General features: G+C 48.1%; 18 protein-coding genes. 16 read left to right on the top strand and 2 right to left on the bottom strand.

From position 1 onward, the window contains the following. Positions 1-32 precede the first annotated feature (32 nt). From AC3RCI_RS16165 to AC3RCI_RS16120, 10 genes are all read left to right on the top strand, one after another. Positions 33-695, top strand: coding sequence for a GntR family transcriptional regulator (locus AC3RCI_RS16165; protein WP_492525464.1), 663 nt, complete (start codon positions 33-35; stop codon positions 693-695). 74 nt (positions 696-769) lie between these two features. Next, a complete protein-coding gene (locus tag AC3RCI_RS16160) occupies positions 770-2,107 on the top strand; it encodes an ABC transporter substrate-binding protein (protein WP_492525462.1) in 1,338 nt (445 codons plus the stop codon). A 23-nt stretch (positions 2,108-2,130) separates the two neighbouring features. Then, positions 2,131-3,027, top strand: coding sequence for a carbohydrate ABC transporter permease (locus AC3RCI_RS16155; protein ID WP_492525460.1), 897 nt, complete (start codon positions 2,131-2,133; stop codon positions 3,025-3,027). 2 nt (positions 3,028-3,029) lie between these two features. Further along, complete coding sequence (locus AC3RCI_RS16150; RefSeq protein WP_492525458.1) at positions 3,030-3,899, top strand: carbohydrate ABC transporter permease; 870 nt, start codon at positions 3,030-3,032, stop codon at positions 3,897-3,899. 34 nt (positions 3,900-3,933) lie between these two features. After that, complete coding sequence (locus AC3RCI_RS16145; RefSeq protein WP_127536977.1) at positions 3,934-4,989, top strand: DUF6282 family protein; 1,056 nt, start codon at positions 3,934-3,936, stop codon at positions 4,987-4,989. 52 nt (positions 4,990-5,041) lie between these two features. Then, entirely contained in the window at positions 5,042-6,442 is a 1,401-nt protein-coding gene (gene allB / locus AC3RCI_RS16140; protein ID WP_492525456.1) for an allantoinase AllB, read from the top strand. Between the two features lie 49 nt (positions 6,443-6,491). Further along, positions 6,492-6,896 (top strand): PucR family transcriptional regulator, encoded by a 405-nt coding sequence (locus AC3RCI_RS16135; protein WP_492525454.1) that lies wholly within the window; start codon positions 6,492-6,494, stop codon positions 6,894-6,896. 420 nt (positions 6,897-7,316) lie between these two features. After that, entirely contained in the window at positions 7,317-8,618 is a 1,302-nt protein-coding gene (locus AC3RCI_RS16130; protein WP_492525452.1) for an ABC transporter substrate-binding protein, read from the top strand. Between the two features lie 96 nt (positions 8,619-8,714). After that, on the top strand, positions 8,715-9,608 hold the full coding sequence (locus tag AC3RCI_RS16125; RefSeq protein ID WP_492525450.1) for a carbohydrate ABC transporter permease: 894 nt from the start codon (positions 8,715-8,717) through the stop codon (positions 9,606-9,608). Positions 9,609-9,626: 18 nt separating this feature from the next. Next, the gene (locus AC3RCI_RS16120) at positions 9,627-10,484 is read left to right on the top strand and encodes a carbohydrate ABC transporter permease (RefSeq protein WP_218029805.1); all 858 of its coding nucleotides are present in this window, start codon (positions 9,627-9,629) and stop codon (positions 10,482-10,484) included. Here AC3RCI_RS16120 and AC3RCI_RS16115 read toward each other — a convergent pair. After that, the gene (locus tag AC3RCI_RS16115; RefSeq protein WP_492525449.1) at positions 10,474-11,280 is read right to left on the bottom strand and encodes a helix-turn-helix transcriptional regulator; all 807 of its coding nucleotides are present in this window, start codon (positions 11,278-11,280) and stop codon (positions 10,474-10,476) included. The two genes, AC3RCI_RS16120 and AC3RCI_RS16115, sit on opposite strands and share 11 nt — an antisense overlap. A 109-nt stretch (positions 11,281-11,389) precedes the next feature. On the opposite strand from AC3RCI_RS16115, the gene AC3RCI_RS16110 reads away from it, so the two are divergent. After that, complete coding sequence (locus tag AC3RCI_RS16110) at positions 11,390-12,811, top strand: family 43 glycosylhydrolase (RefSeq protein ID WP_492473351.1); 1,422 nt, start codon at positions 11,390-11,392, stop codon at positions 12,809-12,811. A gap of 86 nt (positions 12,812-12,897) precedes the next feature. On the opposite strand, the gene AC3RCI_RS16105 is transcribed toward AC3RCI_RS16110, so the two are convergent. After that, the gene (locus tag AC3RCI_RS16105) at positions 12,898-13,812 is read right to left on the bottom strand and encodes a helix-turn-helix domain-containing protein (protein WP_154894070.1); all 915 of its coding nucleotides are present in this window, start codon (positions 13,810-13,812) and stop codon (positions 12,898-12,900) included. Between the two features lie 169 nt (positions 13,813-13,981). Here AC3RCI_RS16105 and AC3RCI_RS16100 point away from each other — a divergent pair, with 169 nt between their 5' ends. From AC3RCI_RS16100 to xynC, 5 genes are all read left to right on the top strand, one after another. Further along, positions 13,982-14,857, top strand: a complete 876-nt coding sequence (locus AC3RCI_RS16100; RefSeq protein ID WP_336781717.1) for a fumarylacetoacetate hydrolase family protein — start codon at positions 13,982-13,984, stop codon at positions 14,855-14,857. Between the two features lie 21 nt (positions 14,858-14,878). Further along, positions 14,879-16,345 carry an alpha-ketoglutaric semialdehyde dehydrogenase GucD gene (gene gucD / locus AC3RCI_RS16095; protein WP_492525448.1) on the top strand — a complete coding sequence of 489 codons (1,467 nt, stop codon included), beginning with the start codon at positions 14,879-14,881 and terminating at the stop codon, positions 16,343-16,345. 16 nt (positions 16,346-16,361) lie between these two features. Next, positions 16,362-18,335: a YjhG/YagF family D-xylonate dehydratase gene (locus tag AC3RCI_RS16090; protein ID WP_492525447.1), complete on the top strand. Its 1,974-nt coding sequence runs from the start codon at positions 16,362-16,364 to the stop codon at positions 18,333-18,335. Between the two features lie 58 nt (positions 18,336-18,393). Then, the gene (locus tag AC3RCI_RS16085; RefSeq protein ID WP_492525446.1) at positions 18,394-19,983 is read left to right on the top strand and encodes a glycoside hydrolase family 43 protein; all 1,590 of its coding nucleotides are present in this window, start codon (positions 18,394-18,396) and stop codon (positions 19,981-19,983) included. Positions 19,984-20,354: 371 nt separating this feature from the next. Beyond that, positions 20,355-22,028 carry a glucuronoarabinoxylan endo-1,4-beta-xylanase XynC gene (xynC, locus tag AC3RCI_RS16080; protein ID WP_492529921.1) on the top strand — a complete coding sequence of 558 codons (1,674 nt, stop codon included), beginning with the start codon at positions 20,355-20,357 and terminating at the stop codon, positions 22,026-22,028. Positions 22,029-22,079 lie beyond the last annotated feature (51 nt).

Below are 22,079 nucleotides of genomic sequence, written 5' to 3'. Positions count from 1 at the left end.
TATCCCTAAGAAGAGATGGAGTGGTGACGTATATGACTAAAGGAAAGGAGAGGGAAATCTACCGGGACATCAAACTGGCGATCACACAGCACAAGCTGCTGCCGAACTCCCAACTGGTGGAGGATGCACTGGCCGAGGCTTTTGAGGTCAGCCGCACTCCAATCCGAAACGTGCTGAGAAGGCTTGAAATGGAGAAGCTGGTCACGGTTATACCTTACCGGGGAGCTTTTGTCTCCTGTCCTAGTGTTGATGAAGCAAGAGAAGTTTTTGAAATGCGTAGGGTTATCGAAACCTCAATGGTTCAAAAGTTATGCGCAACCGTGAAGCCGGAGCAGTTATTCCCTATCGAGGCTCTGATCCGGGAGGAGCATCAGGCTAGCCATGAAGGTGATATCGTTGGCGCATTGGATGTCACGGTAGATATACACCTTAAGCTGGCAGAACTATCGGATAACTATTACTACTATCATTTTCTCGAGGAGTTGATCTCACTCACCTCTGTCATCATCGCCTTGTATGGGACGGATCAGAGCTTCTGCCATGATCATGTAGACTTGCTAGCGGCGATTCAGCAGCAAGATGGTGAGCAGGCAGCTCGCATTATGACAGAGCATCTCTGGCAAATCGAACGTTCACTAAATTTCACTGAAACGGCGCCCAATGTCCTGAATTTTAAAGAGATCTTTCAAAAGTGATTTTTTTTGGATAGGATTGTATCCAATTTTGGATTCTAAATTACCTGTAAATGCATCCAAAGGAGTGGAGAGATTTGAATAAACGGTCATTCATGCTGGGGTTAATGGTGGTGGCATCGTCTGTGCTTAGTGCTTGCGGCAGTGGAGAGAACGGGGAATCAGCAGCTGAAAGTGGCAATACCATTACGATATCGCTCATGCACAGGTATCAGGAATCCAATATCGGCAAAAGTCCGGAAGATACCGCAGTACTTGATGGACTGAAGCGGTTCAGGGAAGATTATCCGGATATCGAGATCATAGAGGAGCAGCTTCAGAACGAGGACTATTCCATTAAGGCACAGGCACTGGCAGCGGCTGACGATATGCCTGATGTATTCATCGTACCCGGCTCATGGATGACCAATTTTGTGGACAACGAAATCGTACTCCCTTTGGACAAGGAATTGGACAAGCGCCCTGAATGGCGAGACGGTTACCGTGCTGGAACACTGGATGCCGGAACCCGTGAAGGTCAAATTTACGGGATACCCATTGCAGCAGGGCCTACGCATCTGATTTACTATAATGCTGATATGTTCGAAAGCATCGGCTACGACCAGTTTCCAGCGAGCTGGCCTGATCTGATGGATGCCGGAGACAAACTGGCCGAAAAAGGCATTAACCTGTTCTCATACGGAGACAAGTCCAAAGGATACGCCATGTCCAGCTGGATCAGTGCGTTGACTGATCGGATCAATGGCCCGGAATGGACGGAGTCCATTTTGAACGGCGATGGTGCTAAATTTACCGATGAAGGTTTCATACAGGGAATTGGCATCATGAGTGAGCTGGCGAAAGCCGGTTATCTGAATAAGGACCTGAATTCTGTCGACAACGACACCATGGTTAACTATTACTTTGAAGGACGATCGGCTGCCTTTGTCAGCGGAATCTGGTCAGCAATGAATATCGTAAACAATGCACCGGATGGGATTAAGGCCAGTACACGAGTTGCCGTCTTTCCGGGCGTCGAGAACGGACTTGGCAATCCGCTCAGTTCTTCCGGGGGCGCCGGTGTCTATTATAGCGTTAACTCTGGGGTAGAAGCCGGAGAAAAGTTAGACGCCATCATGACGATGCTAGAGTATATGACCGGTTCGGATAGCGCCAAGCTTATGGCAGAAGTCGGAGGATTTCCAGCCTATGATCCCGGAGACTTCGATACTGCGAAGCTGCATCCGGTAGCCCTGGCTGCTTACGAGGCCAGCGCGGCAGCTGACGCGACTAAAATCTTTGACCTCTGGTTTGATGCTTCGATCGTAGAAGTGCTAAATACGGGGATTCAAGGTGTAATGGCTGGTTCCAGAACACCCGAGCAGCTGGCTGAGGAAACACAACAAGCCTATGAGACTTTTTTAAATCATCCATAACTTATTATTAAAGGAGTGAGAACATGGGCAAGGCGCTGCGACCGAAAGGCTGGGTGCTTATGGCATATCTGCTTCCGGGTCTTCTTATCTATTCATTTGTCGTGCTGGTTCCCATACTTGCTGCTCTTCGAGACAGCTTCTACTCCTGGACAGGAGGTCCCAAAAAAACGTATATCGGCATGGGAAACTACAAGGAAATTCTTCAGGATGATGTGTTCTGGCATTCATTTCTGAACAATGTGCTGATGACAGCTTATGGCTTGATTGGACAAGTAGGGTTCGGTTTTGTTTTTGCTCTGCTGCTGATGTCCAAAATGGTAAAACTAAAAGGGCTGCATCGGACAATGAGTTATTTCCCCTCTACACTTGCCCCGGTAATTATCGCTTTTCTATGGATGCTGGTCTACAACTATAACTACGGTTTACTCAATGCCGGACTAACCAAACTTGGCTTGGGAGCATTGGTGCAATCCTGGCTGGATCTGACAGGCCCAATCGTTCTGCTGGCCTCCATACCTCTGTCTTGGCAGAATATCGGGTTCTTCACACTGCTTATGCTGGCAGGGCTATCGTCAATCAATAAGGAAGTTCTGGAGGTTGCTGAACTGGATGGAGCAACAGGTGTTCGCAAAGCCTGGTATATCATCATTCCTTTGGCCAAACCTACCCTTGTCGTTGCTTCACTGCTCTGTATTGCCAACAATATGCGCGGATTCGAGCATATCTACGCACTGACCGGGGGCGGTCCGGGCAACTCTTCCTCGGTGATGGCGTTATATGCGTATGAAACGTCTTTCCTGCGTTTCCGGTATGGATACGGTTCTGCGCTCGCCATTGCCATCATTACGCTAACCATGCTTATGATCCTGCTCTCCACACTTCTACTCCAGCGCCGGAATCACTCCAAGGGAGGTGTGTAAAAATGGAGTTACAACTGGAACTACAATCCCAGCGCAGTCCCCGTCGGTTCCTTCCCAATCCAGCCAAGCTCGCAGTGAACGCCTTATTACTGCTCTTTACCGCGAGCTGTATCATACCGCTGCTCTGGATCGGTTATTCATCATTGAAAACACAAGCAGAATTTGCCAACAATATTCTTAGTCTGCCAAGTGCACCGCAGTTTAGTAATTATTGGGAAGCGATTAAGCTGACGAATATGCTGCAGCTATCGTGGAACAGTGCGAGGATTACCTTCCTGTCGGTCATTGGCATTACGGCAATTGCATATGTAACAGGCTATATTACGGCCCGGCTGGATTTCAAGGGGAAGAGAGCAATGATCTTTTATTACCTTTTCGGTATGCTGGTACCCATTCACGCTCTACTTGTTCCCATCTACCTGCTATTTAAAAATTGGGGGCTGGCAGATCACTGGTATACGCTCATCATCCCTTATATTGCCTTTAACCTGTCTTTACCAATCATGCTGGTCAGCAGCTACGTGATGGGCATTCCAAGAGAAATGGAGGAAGCAGCAGCAATCGACGGCCTTAGCTTCAGTGGAACCATGTACCGTATTATCCTGCCGATAGCCGTACCTGTACTGACAACGGTCGCAATTTTACAATTTTTCTCCTGTTGGAATGAATTTTCATTTGCTCTCGTCCTGCTTAATGATGAGTCGCTGCGCACGGTTCCGCTCGGGATGTCCTATTTTAAGTCCCAGCACAGCACCAATTATCCACAGTTGATGGCCGGAATGATATTATCGATGCTGCCTGTCACGATTATTTATTTTGTATTCAGTTCGCGGATTATTTCCGGCGTTATGGCGGGAGCTATCAAGGGATAATCGCGAAAAATTCATCGTTCACGGAGGGATTACTATGCTTACTTTTGACTCCAATCAAGAACAACCACAGAAGCGGACACCAGATCGTACGAAATGGAATGAATCCTTTTATCGGAGGTCAATGGAACTGCCAGATGAGCTTCTGATTGGTGCCATTGATAGTCATGTACATGCAGGGCCGGTGTTGAACTCTAACCCTGGGCATCTGGACCCGATTCAGGTAGCGCAAGAAGCCGCAGCTGCAGGTATGAGGAGCATTGTGTACTATGATGTATTCGGCTGGGCTTCAGGAATGGCCTGGGTAGTGAACCGTCATGTACCGGGCATTCACACGTATGGGGGTTATTTGATGAATTCCTGCCATGGCGGTATGAATCCGCGTTCCGTAAAAACCGCACTGCATATGGAAGAGGGCTGCCGCTTCATCAGCTTCGGATCACATTGTACACGCCATTCAGCTGAGCGTGAGTCCACACTGATCGATGGGAAGCTTGTTCCGTTTAAGGATGCCTATCCGAAATTCGTGGAGAAAGAGCTGTCTGTGGCGACGTCAATACCGCTGGAAGGTCCTGTTCCAGAAGCGCTGGATGAGATCTTAAGCATGGTGGCAGAACATCCGGAGGTCTATCTGAATACGGGTCATGTATCTGTGCCGGAAGCCCTCCGTCTGCTGGACCTTGCAGAACAATACGGCATAGCGAAGGTGTTAATCGCTCATCCCGTCCGTGGACAAATGACAATCGAAGAGCAAAAATCTGCTGCCGCCAGGGGTGCTTTTCTAGAGGCATGCCTTGTGGATTGGCTGTATCCTGATGTCCCCCGAACCCATTACTATGTGGAACGAGAATACATGGATATGGGAGCTGAGCTCGGCAGATTCTCGAATGCGACGAAATGGATGAATACCATCCGTGAAGTGGGAATCGATCAGTTCGTTCTTGGGACGGACTATGGGATTCGTGCGGCCTCAACGCCTGTGCAAGGGATGAGAACAATGATTGCCAGCATGCTCGATTATCAATTCGCTCCGGATGATATTTACCGGATGGTAGCGACAAATCCGGCAAGGCTTATCGGCATGAACACATAGAAGATTGCTGATGTGCTGTTACAACCTTACGTATGGATAAGGAGGAGCAAGCATGAAATCCGCAACATCGTATGATCTGGTCATTACAGGCGGAACAATCGTTACGGAAGCAGCCGTTGAGCGAAAGGATATCGGTATTAGGAATGGATTGATTGCTGAAATCGCAGATAACATTGATCCTTCGGGGGCCCAAATCATTGATGCACATGGATTGACCGTGATGCCTGGCGTTATAGACACTCATGTACATTTTAATGAGCCGGGTCTGGAATCCTGGGAAGGATTCCAGACGGGTTCCGCTGCTCTTGCTGCCGGAGGAGGAACGTGCTTTCTGGATATGCCGCTCAATGCTGTTCCTCCTACAATTACAGTTCGTGCACTTCAGCAAAAAAGAGACCGCGCGGCAGGTAAAACGTATGCGGACTATGGATTTTGGGGTGGACTTATGCCCGGTTACCTTAAAGAGCTGCCGCTGTTGGCTGACGCCGGTGTCATCGGTTTCAAAGCCTTCATGTCTTCTCCGGGGGACAAGGACAAGGACGGATTTCGTCGGTCAGACGACGAAACCCTCAGAGAAGGGATGCGAATGATTGCGGAGACAGGCAAACTGCTGGCACTCCATGCTGAACATGAACCTACTATTGCAAGACTCACTAGTGCGGCCCGCAGTTTGGGGCGGTTCGACCCCGCGAGCTATACAGCTTCACGTCCGATAGAGGCAGAGGTGGAAGCAGTGGAAACGGCGCTGCGTTATGCATCCGAGAGCGGATGCCGATTGCATTTTGTCCACATTAGCAGTGAATCTGCTGCAAAACGAATCCGTGAAGCCCGGCTAGCGGGAGTTGATGTAACCCTGGAGACTTGTCCGCACTATCTATGTCTGACTGACAATGATTTTGCAGTCATGGGTGCTGTAGCGAAGTGTGCACCTCCTTTGCGTGATGCGGAAGAACAGGGGAAGCTATGGGACAGGTTACAGGAAGGCTGGATTGACTTTTTAACTTCGGATCATTCACCCTGCCCAGCAGGCATGAAGACAGGGGATGATATGTTTGAAACGTGGGGCGGCATTGCCGGTGTACAGAGCACGCTCGAATTGATGCTGGATGAAGGATATCTGAAAAGGGGAGTTTCCCTTCCAATGCTGGCGCGTCTGTTGTCTGGTGCCCCAGCCGAACGATTCGGACTGGATCAAGCGAAGGGACGAATTGCATTGAACTGCGATGCCGACCTGGCCCTGGTTGACCTAAATGCTCCTTATACACTTATAGAATCAGACCTCTATCAGAAGCATCGTCATTCCCCTTACATTGGCCGCAGCTTTGGCTGTAAAGTTAAGATGACACTGCTGCGTGGCCAGCTGACGTATAGTGAAGCGTCGCCATTTCCTAACCATGGTACCGGCAGGGAATTCAGTATTGTCTGCCCGGGAGAAGTGAACATAAGTAGCTAGTCATGCTTGATCTTGAAAAGAGTAGGTCCCATTTCAAGGAGGGAAAGCCATGACCGCAAAAGCTGGTAGATTATCTGCCGTTCAGGAAGATCTTCTCCGATTGGTTCAAGATATTCCACGAGAGCAAATGCAACAATATGTCGACCGCTATATTGGCAGCCTGCTTACAGTAGAAGGTTATGACCCTGAGCTTCTACAGACACTGGAAACGTACGCAATTTGTAATGGCCACATCAATGAAATGTCCTCCAGGTTGTACATTCACCGCAATACAGCAGCTTACCGACTGGAGAAGTTGGAACGGCTCATAGGTATTCCGCTTAAAGAAACCGAAAACCTGTTGCTGCTAAATCTGGTGTTCCTGTTCCGCCGTCTGCTTGATGCAGAAAAGGCCAATGCGTCTGCTGATAGCCTTCTTACTTTGGACTATTCAAGCCGTTATCGCACATCATAGTTTTCAACAAAATGAAAGAAATAGAAAGAGAAAAGGGCGACTCTAACCGTTTTGAACAGCGGAGATCAGAGTCGTCTTTTTTTGCATTCATTGAATTGAAGCCCTGGATTTCAAATTCAGAATATGATTATTCATCAATAATTCTTAAGGATATGTCATTGTATCAAGCACGAAGAAACCTTACTTTTAAATAACGATGGAAACGCTAACAAGGCAGAAAGAGTGGTGTTTTAGTATGCGCTAACTGTAATTTTACCTTGCAATGTAATGACAAATTCAGGTTTGGAAGGTTGTAGATCCTTGGCGTTACATGAGGATAGATTAGTATTTCCTTTTTATTCGATTGCCACTTGAGAATCCAAATTCATTCTTCGGGTTACGACACCAGTCGCTCGCCTAAGTATAAAAAGGAGGATATATATGAGAAAATTTGCAATCATTCTGCTTATCGGAATATTCGTGACAGTGATCACCGCCTGCTCGGCAAACAGTGATCAGGCAGGGGAAAATTCATCGGGTAATGGAGAAATTTCCGGTGACCTTACCGTATTTGGGTGGGGCGGCGGCGAGGAGCTCCAGTCTCGAAAGGAAGCAACTAAAATTTTCAAAAAATTGTATCCAAAAGTGAAGGTACATGAAGTTTGGCTCCCGGCAGATAACATTGATGTCAAGCTGGATGCAGCTCTGGCTGCTGGGAATGCCGGTGATGTGATCATGATGTCTCCAGACTGGAAAGGGTTGAGATCCAAATGGTTCGAAGATTTAAACCCCTATATTGAGAAGGATCAACTGGACCTCGAGGCATTGTTAACACAGGGGGTTGATGGGGGATATGTCGATGCGGACGGAAAACGCGAAGGCATGCCAACAACCGCTTCGGATTTTATGATTGCTTATAATAAAGACATTTTTGACAAGGCAGGGATCCCGTACCCAACGAATGACTGGACATGGGATGATTTTTCGGCAACAGCCAAACAGGTCTCTTCGGGTGAAGGTGCCAACCGGGTCTATGGTATTGTGTCTCACTGGATCTTGCAAAGTTTCGCTCCTTTTATATACGGCGGGATGCCATATAACGAGGATTGGAGCAAACAGACTCTGGATGATCCCAATACGCTGAAGGGGTACCAGTTGTTCGGAGACCTGGTGAATGCAAAAGCAATGCCGGATGATGCGGCTGCCAAGAGCATGCCTATGGACCAAATGTTCGCTGCAGGCAGAGCTGCGATGTATCCGCTGGGTGTGTTTGAAGCTTCGACGATTGCCAAAAATATCGGTTCCAATTTTCAATGGGGTATCGTGATGCCTCCAAAAGATCCATCCGGTAAAACCGTCAACATTAAATTCCAGACAGGCTTCGCCATGAACAAGGATTCCAAAAATAAAGAAGCTGCGTGGGCTTATATTAAAACCGTCTCTCTGAATAAAGAGGTCGGAGATCTGTACAGTAAGGTAAACCTTCCTGCGGCCAAAGAATCGGCGGATAGTACGTTTGCCAACTTGAAAATTGAAGGCACAGATATCTCCATGGTGGATTTCGTAACAGGGTTGCAGGATGCCATAACTTTCCCGTGGGGTGGCTCCATTGCAAAGGCGGGGGACCTCTATGAGCAAACCTGGCAGCAGGTCACTGTTCAAGGGAAATCCGCTGAGGAAGCAGCCAAAGCCTATACATCCCAAATTCAGTCCGCTCTCGACTCCATTCATCAAAGTAAATAAACGAATAATGAACACCCGGTTACAACGAGGGGGGAGTGATCTTCCCCCTTCTATCCTAATCCGGTCTCAATAGGAGGCAGCTTTGGAGGCGAAAGAATGAAGGCGCGAAACAACCGCATTGCAAACAGGGAGGAGAAACAATTCTTCCTTTTTATCTCGCCATGGCTTTTAGGTTTTCTCATATTCACCTTATATCCAATGGGTTATTCTATCTTTTTGGTTTTCACCGATATGGATATGACCGGCTCAGGCCAATTTGTCGGCTTCGATAATATCGTCAGGGCCTTTACACAGGATCCACTTTTTTACCGTTCTTTGTTAAACACATTATATTTTGTGTTGGTTTCAGTTCCGGCCAGTTTACTCCTGTCGTTTCTGATTGCTCTTCTGCTCAATCAAAAAATAAAGGGAGTTGGTTTTTTCAGAACCAGCTTCTATATTCCGTATATCACATCAGGGGTTGCGGTTACCTTGCTTTGGGGCTGGATTTTTAATGCCCAGTTTGGCTTTATCAATTATTTCCTTTCTCTGTTCGGTATTACCGGTCCTAACTGGTTAAGCGATACGAAATGGGCCATGCCGGCGATTATTATTATGGCGATCTGGACCATCGGGAATTCCATCATCATTACACTGGCGGGGCTGCAGGATATTCCGGAAGCCTTATATGAGAGCGCTGAGATTGATGGAGCGAGCAGTTTCGTTAAAATTACGCAGATTACCCTGCCCCTGATCACGCCAACGCTTTATTTTAATCTGGTTATGGGGATCATTGGTGGTTTCCAGATCTTTATGCAGCCTTACATTCTGACCGAGGGTGGCCCCAGCTACTCCACCTACACGTACATGATGCATATTTATAACAGCGGATTTAAATACAACGAAATGGGTTATGCGTCAACGCTGGCCTGGTTATTGTTCGTCGTTATTATGATCATCACGCTCATCGTAAACCGGACTTCCCGACACTGGGTTTATTACGATAACTAAAATTGGGGAGGTGCAACCATGGAGGCTTATTACAAAAGTAAAAAAACCAGCAGCCGGATTAAAGTCAGTCTGAGTTATGTGATATTGACGATCATAGCAGTCGTGTTTATCTTTCCGTTTATATGGATGCTTTCAACCGCCTTCAAAATCCCTTCGGAAGCCTATACGCTGCCTCCCAAAATCATCCCGGAAACGTTCACTTGGGATAACTTCATTCAGGGTTGGCAATATGCGGATTTCACCCGTTATACATGGAATACCTTAATCGTAACAGGACTTGCGACGATTGGAACGGTTCTTTCCGCTTCATTTGTAGCCTATGGCTTTGCACGGTTTAAATCTCGATACAGCGGATTGTTATTTACGATCGTGCTTGCGACCATGATGCTTCCCAGTCAGGTAACTCTCGTTCCTACGTATCTCTTGTTCACCAAACTTGGTTGGCTCGATACCTTGATGCCTCTTATTGTTCCATCCTTTTTTGGGGGAGGCGCGTTTAACATTTTCCTGCTGCGGCAATTCTTCAAAACGATTCCGAAAGATTTGGATGAAGCCGCATATATCGACGGTGCCAATGCATTCCAGATTTATTATAAAATACTGCTGCCCGCAATCAAACCGGCTTTGATTACAGTCGGTCTCATGTCGATTACCTTTCACTGGAATGATTACATGTCTCCGCTGATCTATTTGAACAGCGATCAGAATTTCACACTCGCTATCGGTTTGCAGTTCTTCCAGAATTCTTTTGGCTCCTCGCAAATACAGATGCTGATGGCTGTTTCTTTAATTACCGTTATTCCTGTGCTAATCCTCTTCTTCATCGGACAGAGATATTTTATTCAGGGGATTACAATGACCGGAATCAAAGGATGACCTTTTCGGAATTTGCAGGGCCGGGAGTTAAGTTACTCGTGCGTTTGTGGAATTTCTTGGGTGATGAACCGGTCATTTGTTTGAATTGTCTGCAAAAATGCTCCACATTGCGGTAACCGCACCGGTCTGCAATCTCCGCAACCGTATACTGATCATGCCTGAGATATTCTTTGGCTAGGCGAATCCGGCTGTGAATAACATCATCCATACACGAGAGGCCAAACAATTTTTTGTAAATCAACTGCAGGTATCCCGGACTGATGCTAATAATTTTAGCCATTTCCGATATGGTCCAGGGGTGGCTTGGATTGTTATGGATGGCCGCACGCAGCTTTAAAAGGTTGTAGTGCTGAGGACTAATTTCGCCTTGGAAGTAAGACTCCAGCAGCTTGTTGAACAGGGTTCGGAGCAGACAATCAATGGAGGATTCTCTGTAGTCCTTATTGAATGAATTCTCTACGACGAGCAGCTGGAACAGCTTGTGGCAATATTCAGGATCATCCAAAGGAAAAGGCTTGCCATAGGGAAGCGAGGTTTCGGTTACGTAAGCTTCATTGCTTTCAAAGCGGATCCAGTCATTAATATAATTCCCTGCGGAAGCTCGGTAGTAAATTTTTTGATGGGGCTCGAAAAGAACAGCACAATGAGGAGGGTATTCCTTGAGTTTTCCATCTACCCAGAACTGAGCGGGAGTCTGTGTAATGACCAAAAGCCAGCAGGGATGTCCTTGGGGAATATCAAAAACAAAATTGCTATGATGTGCTGCGTCATATTCAACGTAAAATATATTTGTCATTGATTTTCACCTATATCATGTAAGTTTGTCAGACGGGCTATTTTTCTATTATACCGAATTCGTTTTTGATTCATATTGCTTAATTACTTTGAAGAGGAGTGTAGATTTTATGAAAAAACAGGGGTTAAATCCATATCTTCCATCCTGGGAGTACGTCCCTGATGGTGAACCTTATGTATTTGAGGATAGAGTTTATGTGTACGGTTCGCATGACCGGTTTAACGGACATGTCTTTTGTCTAAACGACTACGTATGTTGGTCCGCGCCTGTGGACGACCTCGGAAATTGGCGCAATGAAGGTGTAATCTACCATAAGTCAGATGATCCGCTTAATCCGGACGGCAGTATGTGCCTTTACGCCCCAGACGTTACGGTTGGTCCTGACGGACGATATTATCTTTATTATGTGCTGGATAAAGTGCCGGTTGTTTCTGTGGCTGTATGCGATACACCAGCAGGCAAATATGAATTCTACGGATACGTGAAATATTCGGATGGCACCAGGCTGGGGGAAAGGGAAGGGGACGAGCCCCAATTCGATCCAGGCGTGCTGACCGAAGGAGAGCGTACGTATCTTTATACCGGATTTTGTGCGCCAGGAGACCGATCGAGACACGGAGCGATGGCAACGGTGCTTGGTCCTGACATGCTGACGATTGTGGATGAGCCCGTATTCATAGCGCCGAGTCAGCCATACAGCGAAGGCAGCGGATTCGAAGGACATGAATTTTTCGAAGCTCCTTCCATCCGGAAAAGAGGGGATACCTACTACTTGGTTTACTCCTCCATTGTCATGCATGAATTATGTTATGCGATCAGCAAATTTCCTAACAAAGGGTTTGAATATCAGGGTGTAATCATAAGCAACTGCGATCTACATATTGACTCCTATAAACCAGCTGACAAGCCAATGTATTATGGTGGGAACAATCACGGCAGCATCGTTGAGATCCATGGAGACTGGTACATTTTCTATCACCGTCATACCAATGGGGATGCATTCAACCGTCAGGGCTGCATTGAACGTATTTCTTTTGACGAGCATGGAATGATATCTCAGGTAGAAATGACGTCCTGCGGCGTGAATGGGGGCCCGCTTGAAGGAAAAGGGGAATATCCCGCATACCTTGCATGTAATCTTTTTGCAAAAGATGATCAAATGTATACCGGCGGTTTTGGAGGAGGTGCTTGGCTGGACAGCCGCTTTCCGAAGATTACCCAGGATGGGCGAGACGGTGATGAAGAGGTCGGATATATTGCCAATATGGTGGATTCAGCCACAGCAGGTTTTAAATATTTCAATTGTGATGGGCTTCGCCAGGTCACGGTAAAGGTCCGGGGATATTGCAATGGAGAATTTGAGATTAAAACCGCATGGGACGGTCCTGTACTGGGAACGATTCCGGTACATTTTACAAATGAATGGAAAAAATACACGGCTGACATTACCGTTCCAGACGGCAGGCAGGCTTTGTATTTGACTTACAGGGGAGCAGGAGGCGCAAGCCTGGCTTCTTTTACATTAGAATAACGGCTACACAGATTGAAACACTATTAAGACAAAGTAAAGCAGCTGCTGGTAACCCGGCAGCTGCTTATTTCATGTGGAAAAGTATTTCAATCACCGAGATGCTCCGCTGCAGCAGTCCGCTGGGAATGGATGCGAAATTCGCTTGGCGTGATGCCCGTCCATCGCTTGAACTGACGGCTGAAATGCGCATTGGTCTTGTATCCAAGCATCATCGCAATATGGTCAATGTTCAGGTCTGTTTGTTTTAACAGCCGCTGGGCTTCGTTCAGAAGGGTTTCTGATAAAAACTTGCGCGGGGCTGTACCATATACCTCCCGAAAGATCCGGTTGATCTGTGAAGGGCTAATGTTCAGCGACCTCGCAATGTCTTGGATCCAGGTTCGTTCGCTCTCCCGAACGTCACCATGAAGATGGATATATCTTACGGAGTCCTCAATGTGCTCGGCAATTTGGTGGGCGATGGTTTCTTTTCTCGATAAGGTAACGGATGCGTTCTGAGATAATTGGCCAACCAGGGAGCCGAGAAGTTCGAATACGGCGGCATGGACCTTCATCTGTTTGGAGGAAGACAACGGCATGGATAAGTGTTCTGTGGCCAGATCATACAAGGTACACAGTGAAGAGGACAGTCCTGAAGCCAGGCTCGAATCTGCCGGATAATAAATGTCCTTGCAGCGGTTGAGTTCTCTGCAGAAGGAGGTATCGTGTACGCTGAAATGAACGGAAAAGTACGTGAAACCCTGCGGTCCGGCACCTGTGCAGGAGTGAGTCATACCCGGACGGATAAACAGAAGGTCTCCAATGGATTGACTGTACGACTGACCGTTGACCACCATGTTCATCTCGCCGTCCAACATCCAGTGAATTTCATACATGGAATGCTCATGAGACGGATACGTCCAGTTGGAATCTACTTGTCTTGCATGCAGTCCGAGCAATTGAAAAGACATGCGAACATCGGGCAGACGGCCTAAATATACGGCTTCTGAAAGTTTGGTCACAGCTACCTCCTCGTAACGCTCTGTATTCCAAATACGAATAGATTTATTTTAACAGAAAAATAATGCGTGAAAAGGGTAAGTTGTCGGAGTGATAAGTACATCGTCATGAAACATTGCTGGTGCTATGGTAATGTTATCAACCCGGTAGGGAGATAGGGGGCAAGCTGGAATGAGAATTATTCGATTTTTGGATGGACAACAGAAGTGGTTGGCAGCCGTTACGGATGATGAACAAGCGTATCGTTTGCCGCAAGCAGATTTTATGACTTTAATCTATCAGGCGAGGGAGAAGGGTGTTACTCCGGTTCAATGGATTGAAAGCGCTCTTAAACCGGTAAACAAGCTGACCGATGATTGGACTTCTCTGCACCTGATCACACCAGTAGATGCACCGGAAGTGTGGGCAGCAGGTGTGACATATCAGCGGAGCCGGGAAGCGCGGAATTATGAAGCTACGGATGGAAAGTTGGATGCGGAAACCTTCTACGATAAGGTCTATGACGCAGAGAGACCGGAGATCTTCTTTAAATCCACAGCAGCGCGTACTGTCGGGCCAAATGAGGCTGTCACGCTGCGCAGCGATTCTACTTGGCAGATCCCGGAGCCTGAGCTGGGATTGGTGCTTGCCGCGGATGGCAGCATTGTGGGATACATCGCCGGAAACGACATGAGCTGCCGCGATATCGAGGGGGAGAACCCGTTGTATCTGCCACAAGCCAAAATATGGCGCAATTCCTGTTCCATAGGTCCAGCTATTCGATTAGCGGAAACGGTCAAGAATCCCTATGAATTCAGTATTGTTTGCCAGATCTATCGGGATGAATCAATGGTTGTGAAAAGTGAAGCGAGTACGAGTGAATTAAACCGCAAGCTGGATGAACTGGTTTCCTTTTTGGCAAGGGATAACGATTTGTATGACGGTACGGTACTTTTGACAGGCACCAGCATCGTGCCTCCGAATGAGTTCACCCTTGAACCAGGAGACCGCATTGAAATATCCATAAGTGATATCGGGACACTGATCAATCCTGTCATTTCAAACTAGTTTAGAAGGAGGATGAATGCGATGAGCGCATTTCAGTTAGAGCAGACCTATAACAATTTTATTAACGGGGAATGGGTAAAACCAACGTCTGGATTGACGGAACCGAGCATTAATCCGGCGAATCGAAAAGAAATCGTGGGTTATGTGCCAGCCTCGGGTGTAGAGGACCTGAACCATGCAGTCGCAGCGGCAAAAGAAGCTGCGAAGGCCTGGCGGAACTTAACGGGTGCGGAACGGGGGAATTATCTATTTCAAGCTGCTAATGTGCTGGAGCGCCGGGCCGACGAGGTGGCGGAAGCCATGACCAGAGAAATGGGGAAGACATTCCCGGAATCCAAGGGAGAAACGATGCGCGGCGTCGCCATTTTGAGATATTACGCAGGGGAAGGCATGCGAAAAACGGGTGATGTGATTCCCTCCACAGATCGGGAGGCACTAATGTTCACGACCCGTGTGCCGCTGGGCGTTGTAGGTGTAATTGCACCTTGGAACTTCCCGGTGGCTATTCCCATCTGGAAAACGGCACCGGCTCTGATCTATGGCAACACCGTTGTATTGAAGCCAGCTCAGGAAACGGCGGTTACAGCAGCCAAGGTTTTGGAATGCTTCGAGGAAGCCGGCATCCCGGCTGGTGTTCTCAATCTCGTGAGCGGGAAAGGCTCGGTAATCGGCTCCGCACTTGCTGAGCACCCCGATGTAAACGGAATAACATTTACTGGATCCAATGAAGTCGGGAAGCGGGTCGGCGCCGCAGCACTTGCTCGTGGAGCCAAGTATCAGCTTGAAATGGGTGGCAAAAACCCGATTATCATCGCGGCAGACGCTGATTTGGACTTGGCTGTTGAGGCCACCATCAGCGGCGGCTTGAAATCAACTGGCCAAAAATGCACAGCCACCAGCAAGGTCATTATTGAACGAAAAGTATATGATGCCTTTAAAGAAAAACTGCTTTCGCAAATCCAGGAAATCCGTCTTGGGGACGGGATGTCTTCCGGAAGCTGGATGGGTCCATGTGCGAGTGAAAGCCAGCTGAGTACCGTGCTTGGTTACATTCAAAAAGGACAGGATGAAGGTGCCGTACTGCTCGCCGGAGGAAAAAGACCGGACAATCCTGAGCTCGCAGAAGGATTTTATGTACAGCCAACCGTATTTGAAGGTGTCGAATCGCACATGACCATTGCCCGAGAAGAAATATTCGGCCCGGTCCTGGCCTTGATTCCGGTGGATTCCTTGGAAGAGGCCATCGCGTCGGCTAATGACAGCGATTATGGTTTGAGTGCTTCAATCTATACACAAAATGTCGGGGCCATGCTGTCCTTCATCCGGGATATGGATGCCGGACTCGTAAGAATTAATGCGGAAACTGCCGGCGTAGAACTGCAGGCACCGTTCGGTGGAATGAAGATGTCAAGCTCGCACTCCAGAGAACAGGGGCAAGCGGCCATCGAGTTTTTTACGGCGATCAAAACAGTCTTTGTGAAGTCATAAACTGTGGGAGGCTACCATGTACGAACAGATAATGTCGATTATGGGGGAGAAGGAGTCAAGCAGCTATGATATTATAGCGCATGCTCCAGGGGCAACAGGACGTCTGCCTTTAACCGATGATTTGCTGCGGAATGCTCCAAGCGGCGACTTGTTCGGCATGTCCCAGAATGTCGGAATGGGCTGGAAGCCTGGAGAATTGAACGGAAAACAGTTTCTGATCTTAAGTACGCAGGGTGGTATCCGCAATGAAGATGGCAGTCCCGCAGCTCTTGGCTACCATACGGGACACTGGGAAGTCGGCTTGCTGATGAAAGCTGCCGCAGAAGAAATATCCAGCCACGGAGGGATCCCGTTTGCTGGCTATGTGAGCGACCCTTGCGACGGCAGGTCTCAAGGAACAACAGGCATGTTCGACTCACTGCCGTACCGGAACGATGCCGCGATGGTATTCCGCAGATTGATTCGATCTCTGCCCACGCGAAAAGGCGTGCTCGGCGTTGCAACTTGTGATAAGGGATTGCCCGCCATGATGCTTGCACTTGCAGGTATGCCGCAGCTGCCAGGAGTTATTGTTCCCGGCGGCGTTACGCTTCCGCCTACGGATGGGGAGGATGCAGGTAAAATTCAAACCATAGGTGCAAGGTACGCAAATGGGGAGCTCTCTCTTGAAATGGCATCGGAGCTAGGGTGCAGGGCCTGCGCTACACCGGGCGGCGGCTGTCAGTTTCTAGGGACCGCGGCAACCGCCCAGGTGGTAGCAGAGGCAATGGGCATGACGGTGCCGCATGCCGCTCTGGCACCTTCAGGGCAGCCCATCTGGTTCGAGATGGCGCGCCAATCTTCGCGTGCACTGATCAACATGGAATCCCAAGGGATCAAGATGGCAGACATTGTTACAGATGCGTCCATTCGCAATGCCATGGTCGTTCATGCCGCATTCGGCGGATCTACCAATCTGCTTCTTCATATCCCGGCTGCTGCCCATGCAGCGGGTTTAACTGTGCCAACGGTACAGGACTGGATACAGGTGAACAAGAACGTTCCAAGACTGGTTAGCGCTCTGCCGAACGGACCGATCTTCCATCCGACCATACGGGTTTTCCAGGCTGGGGGTGTTCCTGAAGTTATGCTTCACCTTAGACAGCTTGGCCTGCTGGATGAATCTGTACTTACAGTAACAGGTGCGTCACTGGGTGAAGTGCTGGATTGGTGGGAATCGTCAGAACGTCGCCGTCTCATACGCAAGCAATTGGAAGAGAAGGACGGGATTGATCCGGACAGTGTTATTATGAGCTTGGAGCACTCGCAGCGTCTTGGGATTTCTTCGACCGTGACCTTTCCAACCGGGAATATCGCGCCAGAAGGCTCTGTCATCAAATCCACATCGATTGATCCTGATGTGCTGGATGAACATGGCGTGTATCGGCATCGTGGCCGGGCCAAGGTATTTACAACTGAACGTGAGGCAATCCGTGCCATTAAGACTGGAGGGGTTATAGCTGGCGACGTTGTTGTACTGCTCGGTCGTGGGCCTTCAGGAACCGGGATGGAGGAAACGTATCAGCTTACCTCTGCGCTCAAGCATTTGTCTTTTGGGAAATATGTATCGCTCATCACCGATGCCCGCTTCTCGGGAGTTTCAACTGGAGCATGTATTGGCCATGTTGGGCCCGAAGCACTGGCAGGAGGGCCCATTGGCAAACTCCGAAACGGCGACTTGATTGACATCGTTGTGGATCGGAGCAAGCTGGAGGGCAGCGTGAACTTCATTGGAGAAGGAGATACGGAGTTTTCGCCGGAAGAAGGAGCTTTCATTCTGGCTCAAAGGACCTTTCATCCAGATATGCGTCCTGATGAAAATTTACCGGATGATACCAGGCTTTGGGCTGCGCTGCAAGCTGTCAGCGGCGGAACATGGAGAGGGAATATATATGACGTAGACCGGATCATAACTGCCCTGGAAGCTGGCAAAAAAGCACTGGCATGGTGATGCATTTTTATCATTTGTTGAATCTGCCATTATTTTAATACCGGAGGTTGCTTCTATAATGAATATGATTACCAACCCCATTCTTCCCGGTTTCCATCCCGATCCGTCCATATGCAGGGCGGGGGAAGATTATTATATCGCCACTTCCACCTTCGAATGGTTCCCTGGTGTACGAATTCACCATTCCCAGGACCTGATTCATTGGCGGCCGATAACTTCTCCGCTGACCCGCAGCACTCAGCTGAACATGGAAGGAAATATCAATTCCGGAGGGGTATGGGCGCCATGCCTTAGCTACGATAATGGTGTATTTTACCTGATCTACACAGATGTCAAAAGCCGTGTAGGGGCTTTCAAAGATACTCACAATTACCTTGTGACCGCAGCAGATATCGAAGGGCCATGGTCCGAACCGGTTTTTCTGAACAGCAGCGGCTTCGATCCTTCCTTGTTTCACGATGAAGATGGTCGCAAGTGGCTGGTTAACATGATCTGGGATCATCGGAAGGGCAAAAATCGGTTTGCAGGCATCGTGCTGCAGGAATACTCTGTTCAAGACCAAAAGCTGATCGGACCTGCCGTTAATATTTTTAAGGGAACAGAACTGGGGCTGACAGAAGCCCCTCATCTATATAAATACAAAGACTATTATTACTTGATTACGGCTGAAGGCGGTACGGGTTATGAACATGCCGTTACGGTTGCCCGCTCTCGTTCCCTGCAAGGTCCTTATGAGGTGGACCCTGCTAATCCAATTCTCACTTCATACGGCAGACCGGATTTAGATCTGCAAAAGGCTGGTCACGGCAGTCTGGTCGAAACTCACACGGGTGAATGGTATATGGCCCATCTGGTCGGAAGGCCAGTTCAGGAGAAATTTTGCATCCTTGGACGTGAGACTGCTCTTCAACCGTGTACCTGGAGCGATGAAGGCTGGCTGAAGCTTTCAAACGGTGGTCGGCATCCGGAGGTTTCGGTGCCTGCACCGAAAATCTCATCGGTTCCATTTGAACCGGTACCGGAACTGGACCATTTCGATCAATCAGAGCTCCGAAACGATTGGAATACCCTTCGTATCCCACCCGATCCATTTTGGCTCAGCTTGACGGAACGTCCAGGTTACTTGCGCTTGCGCGGGATGGAGTCCATGAGCTCGACACACAGACAAAGCATGGTCGCCCGGAGGCTTCAGGATTTCAGGTGTGAAGCTGAAACTTGCCTGGAATTTGCGCCAGACCATCCACAGCAAATGGCAGGACTAATCCTGTACTACGATACCAAAGACTATCTCTATTTACGGGTCACCTATCATGAAGAGAAGGGAACGTGCTTGGGAATTCTTCAGTCGAGATACGGAATATACGATGAACTGTTGGAGGATATTCCCTTGAAATCAGTGAGTCGGGTTCGGTTGAAGGTGGCGTATGAGTATGACCGTGCCTGCTTTTACTATGCATGTGATGATGACCCATCCTGGTATCCTGCAGGTGGATGGTTGGATGTCACACATCTGTCCGATGAATCTCCGGAATACATCCGATTTACGGGAACTTATATTGGTCTCTGTGTGCAGGATCTTGGCGGTACCCGCCAGCATGCTGATTTTGATTACTTTTTGTATAAGAAAACAAGCAACGAAACGACATAATTGGACCGATTCAATGCTGAATTAAGACCTTTGTAGTAAACAGTTGGAGAACCAACCTTGAGGTTGTGAAGTGCTTAACAGATGACTCCTAAATTTTTTAGGGGTCTTTTTTTTATAGCTTTGACATCTGCCAAGCTGCTGATCTAGTGATTTACTATATCTGCAACTTATGCTGTAAGAAATATCCTATAATTTGTCAGGTTTTAGCTGAATGAATAATATAGTAAGATTTACAAATAAAATCTAGTTTTTGTTTTTGATTTGAAAGGGGTTGGTACGGGAATTTCTATTCGCTGCTGGACAAGTTGATTTTCTTGTATCCGCTTTCAATTTATAATAATTTGAGGAAGGTGAAGATATTGAAATTTAAGATGAATTTAAAAAAATCAGTTCATGTTCTGTTGGCCTGTTTAACAGCCCTGCCTCTAATGTTAACGCCGACACACGTATCAGCAGCAAGTGATGCCAACATTAATTTGTCTTCCGAAAAACAGCTTATCAAGGGGTTTGGAGGCATTAACCACCCAGCCTGGATTGGCGACTTGACGGCAGCTCAGCGTGAAACCGCCTTTGGCAACGGAGCGAACCAGCTGGGTTTTTCCATACTGAGAATCTATGTCGACGAAAATCGAAATAACTGGTACAGGGAGGTGGCTACCGCGAAAAGAGCCATAGAGCAAGGCGCGCTCGTATTCGCTTCTCCCTGGAATCCGCCAAGCGACATGGTCGAAACCTTCAATCGCAACGGGGATACAAACGCCAAACGATTGAGATACGACAAATATGCCGCGTACGCGCAGCATCTGAACGACTTTGTCACTTATATGAAAGATAACGGTGTAAATCTGTATGCCATTTCGGTACAAAATGAGCCGGATTATGCCCATGAATGGACCTGGTGGACACCGCAGGAGATGCTTCGTTTCATGAAGGAGAATGCGGGATCCATTCAGAATACCAAGGTTATGGCACCCGAATCGTTCCAGTATTTGAAAAACATGTCTGACCCGATTCTGAATGATCCTCAGGCACTCGCCAATATGGACATTCTGGGAGCACATACGTACGGGACACAGTTCAAAGATTTCGCATACCCGCTCTTTAAGCAAAAGGGAGCCGGCAAAGAACTGTGGATGACCGAAGTGTATTACCCGAACAGCGATAACAACTCGTCAGACCGTTGGCCTGAGGCATTGGACGTATCTTACCATATGCATAATGCCATGGTTGAAGGGGATTTCCAGGCTTATGTATGGTGGTACATTCGGAGACAGTATGGCCCAATGAATGAGGATGGAAGCATTAGCAAACGTGGATATAATATGGCCCACTTCTCCAAATTCGTGCGACCAGGCTATTACCGAGTCGATGCAACCAAAAATCCGGATACCAATACTTTCGTTTCAGCCTATAAAGGCGATAATAAGGCAGTCATTGTGGCGATTAATCGCGGCACCTCGGCTGTAAGCCAAAAATTTGTCCTGCAGAATGGTAACGCTTCCACTGTATCCTCTTGGGTTACAGATAGCAGCCGAAACCTGGCAAGCGGAGCACCGATTACGGTGTCAGGCGGAGCCTTTACAGCACAACTGCCCGCCCAAAGCGTAACAACGTTTGTAGCCAACATTACCGGTGGTAGTGTCACTCCAGGCAGCGGAACCACGTACGAGGCGGAAACGGGCACTACACTTACTGATGCCGTTATCGAGACTCTCTACCCGGGATACACTGGTACTGGATACGTGAACTTTAATGCGTATACAGGTTCGGCCATTCAATGGAATGCCATCAATAACACGATAACAGGTACCAAAAACGTGAAATTTCGTTACGCCCAGGAAAGCGGAACGCGTAATCTCGACATTTTCGTTAACGGAACCAAAGTCATCAGCAACGAACCCTTCCCGGCAACAGGCAGCTGGTCGACCTGGAGTGAAAAAATCATTCAGGTCCCCATGAACGCGGGAACCAATACGATTAAAGTGGTCACTACCGGTACAGAAGGGCCAAATATTGATAACATTAATGTCACTGCAGTCCAATAAGTGTACTGTTATGACAATGTAGAGAATAATTAGCCAAGCCCCCATCCCAGG

Source organism: Paenibacillus sp. MT124 (assembly GCF_058792755.1).
Note: the sequence above shows the minus strand (reverse complement) of the source record. Positions and strands in the feature narration are given on the sequence as shown.

What these genes read in the sequence shown, in the direction of transcription:
- AC3RCI_RS16150 (WP_492525458.1), top strand. Translation starts at nt 3,030, where the DNA reads ATGGAGTTACAACTGGAACTACAATCCCAGCGCAGTCCCCGTCGGTTC.
- allB (WP_492525456.1), top strand. Translation starts at nt 5,042, where the DNA reads ATGAAATCCGCAACATCGTATGATCTGGTCATTACAGGCGGAACAATC.
- AC3RCI_RS16145 (WP_127536977.1), top strand. Translation starts at nt 3,934, where the DNA reads ATGCTTACTTTTGACTCCAATCAAGAACAACCACAGAAGCGGACACCA.
- AC3RCI_RS16125 (WP_492525450.1), top strand. Translation starts at nt 8,715, where the DNA reads ATGAAGGCGCGAAACAACCGCATTGCAAACAGGGAGGAGAAACAATTC.
- AC3RCI_RS16115 (WP_492525449.1), bottom strand. Translation starts at nt 11,280, where the DNA reads ATGACAAATATATTTTACGTTGAATATGACGCAGCACATCATAGCAAT.
- xynC (WP_492529921.1), top strand. Translation starts at nt 20,355, where the DNA reads ATGAATTTAAAAAAATCAGTTCATGTTCTGTTGGCCTGTTTAACAGCC.
- AC3RCI_RS16155 (WP_492525460.1), top strand. Translation starts at nt 2,131, where the DNA reads ATGGGCAAGGCGCTGCGACCGAAAGGCTGGGTGCTTATGGCATATCTG.
- gucD (WP_492525448.1), top strand. Translation starts at nt 14,879, where the DNA reads ATGAGCGCATTTCAGTTAGAGCAGACCTATAACAATTTTATTAACGGG.
- AC3RCI_RS16130 (WP_492525452.1), top strand. Translation starts at nt 7,317, where the DNA reads ATGAGAAAATTTGCAATCATTCTGCTTATCGGAATATTCGTGACAGTG.
- AC3RCI_RS16085 (WP_492525446.1), top strand. Translation starts at nt 18,394, where the DNA reads ATGAATATGATTACCAACCCCATTCTTCCCGGTTTCCATCCCGATCCG.
- AC3RCI_RS16120 (WP_218029805.1), top strand. Translation starts at nt 9,627, where the DNA reads ATGGAGGCTTATTACAAAAGTAAAAAAACCAGCAGCCGGATTAAAGTC.
- AC3RCI_RS16110 (WP_492473351.1), top strand. Translation starts at nt 11,390, where the DNA reads ATGAAAAAACAGGGGTTAAATCCATATCTTCCATCCTGGGAGTACGTC.
- AC3RCI_RS16135 (WP_492525454.1), top strand. Translation starts at nt 6,492, where the DNA reads ATGACCGCAAAAGCTGGTAGATTATCTGCCGTTCAGGAAGATCTTCTC.
- AC3RCI_RS16100 (WP_336781717.1), top strand. Translation starts at nt 13,982, where the DNA reads ATGAGAATTATTCGATTTTTGGATGGACAACAGAAGTGGTTGGCAGCC.
- AC3RCI_RS16090 (WP_492525447.1), top strand. Translation starts at nt 16,362, where the DNA reads ATGTACGAACAGATAATGTCGATTATGGGGGAGAAGGAGTCAAGCAGC.
- AC3RCI_RS16165 (WP_492525464.1), top strand. Translation starts at nt 33, where the DNA reads ATGACTAAAGGAAAGGAGAGGGAAATCTACCGGGACATCAAACTGGCG.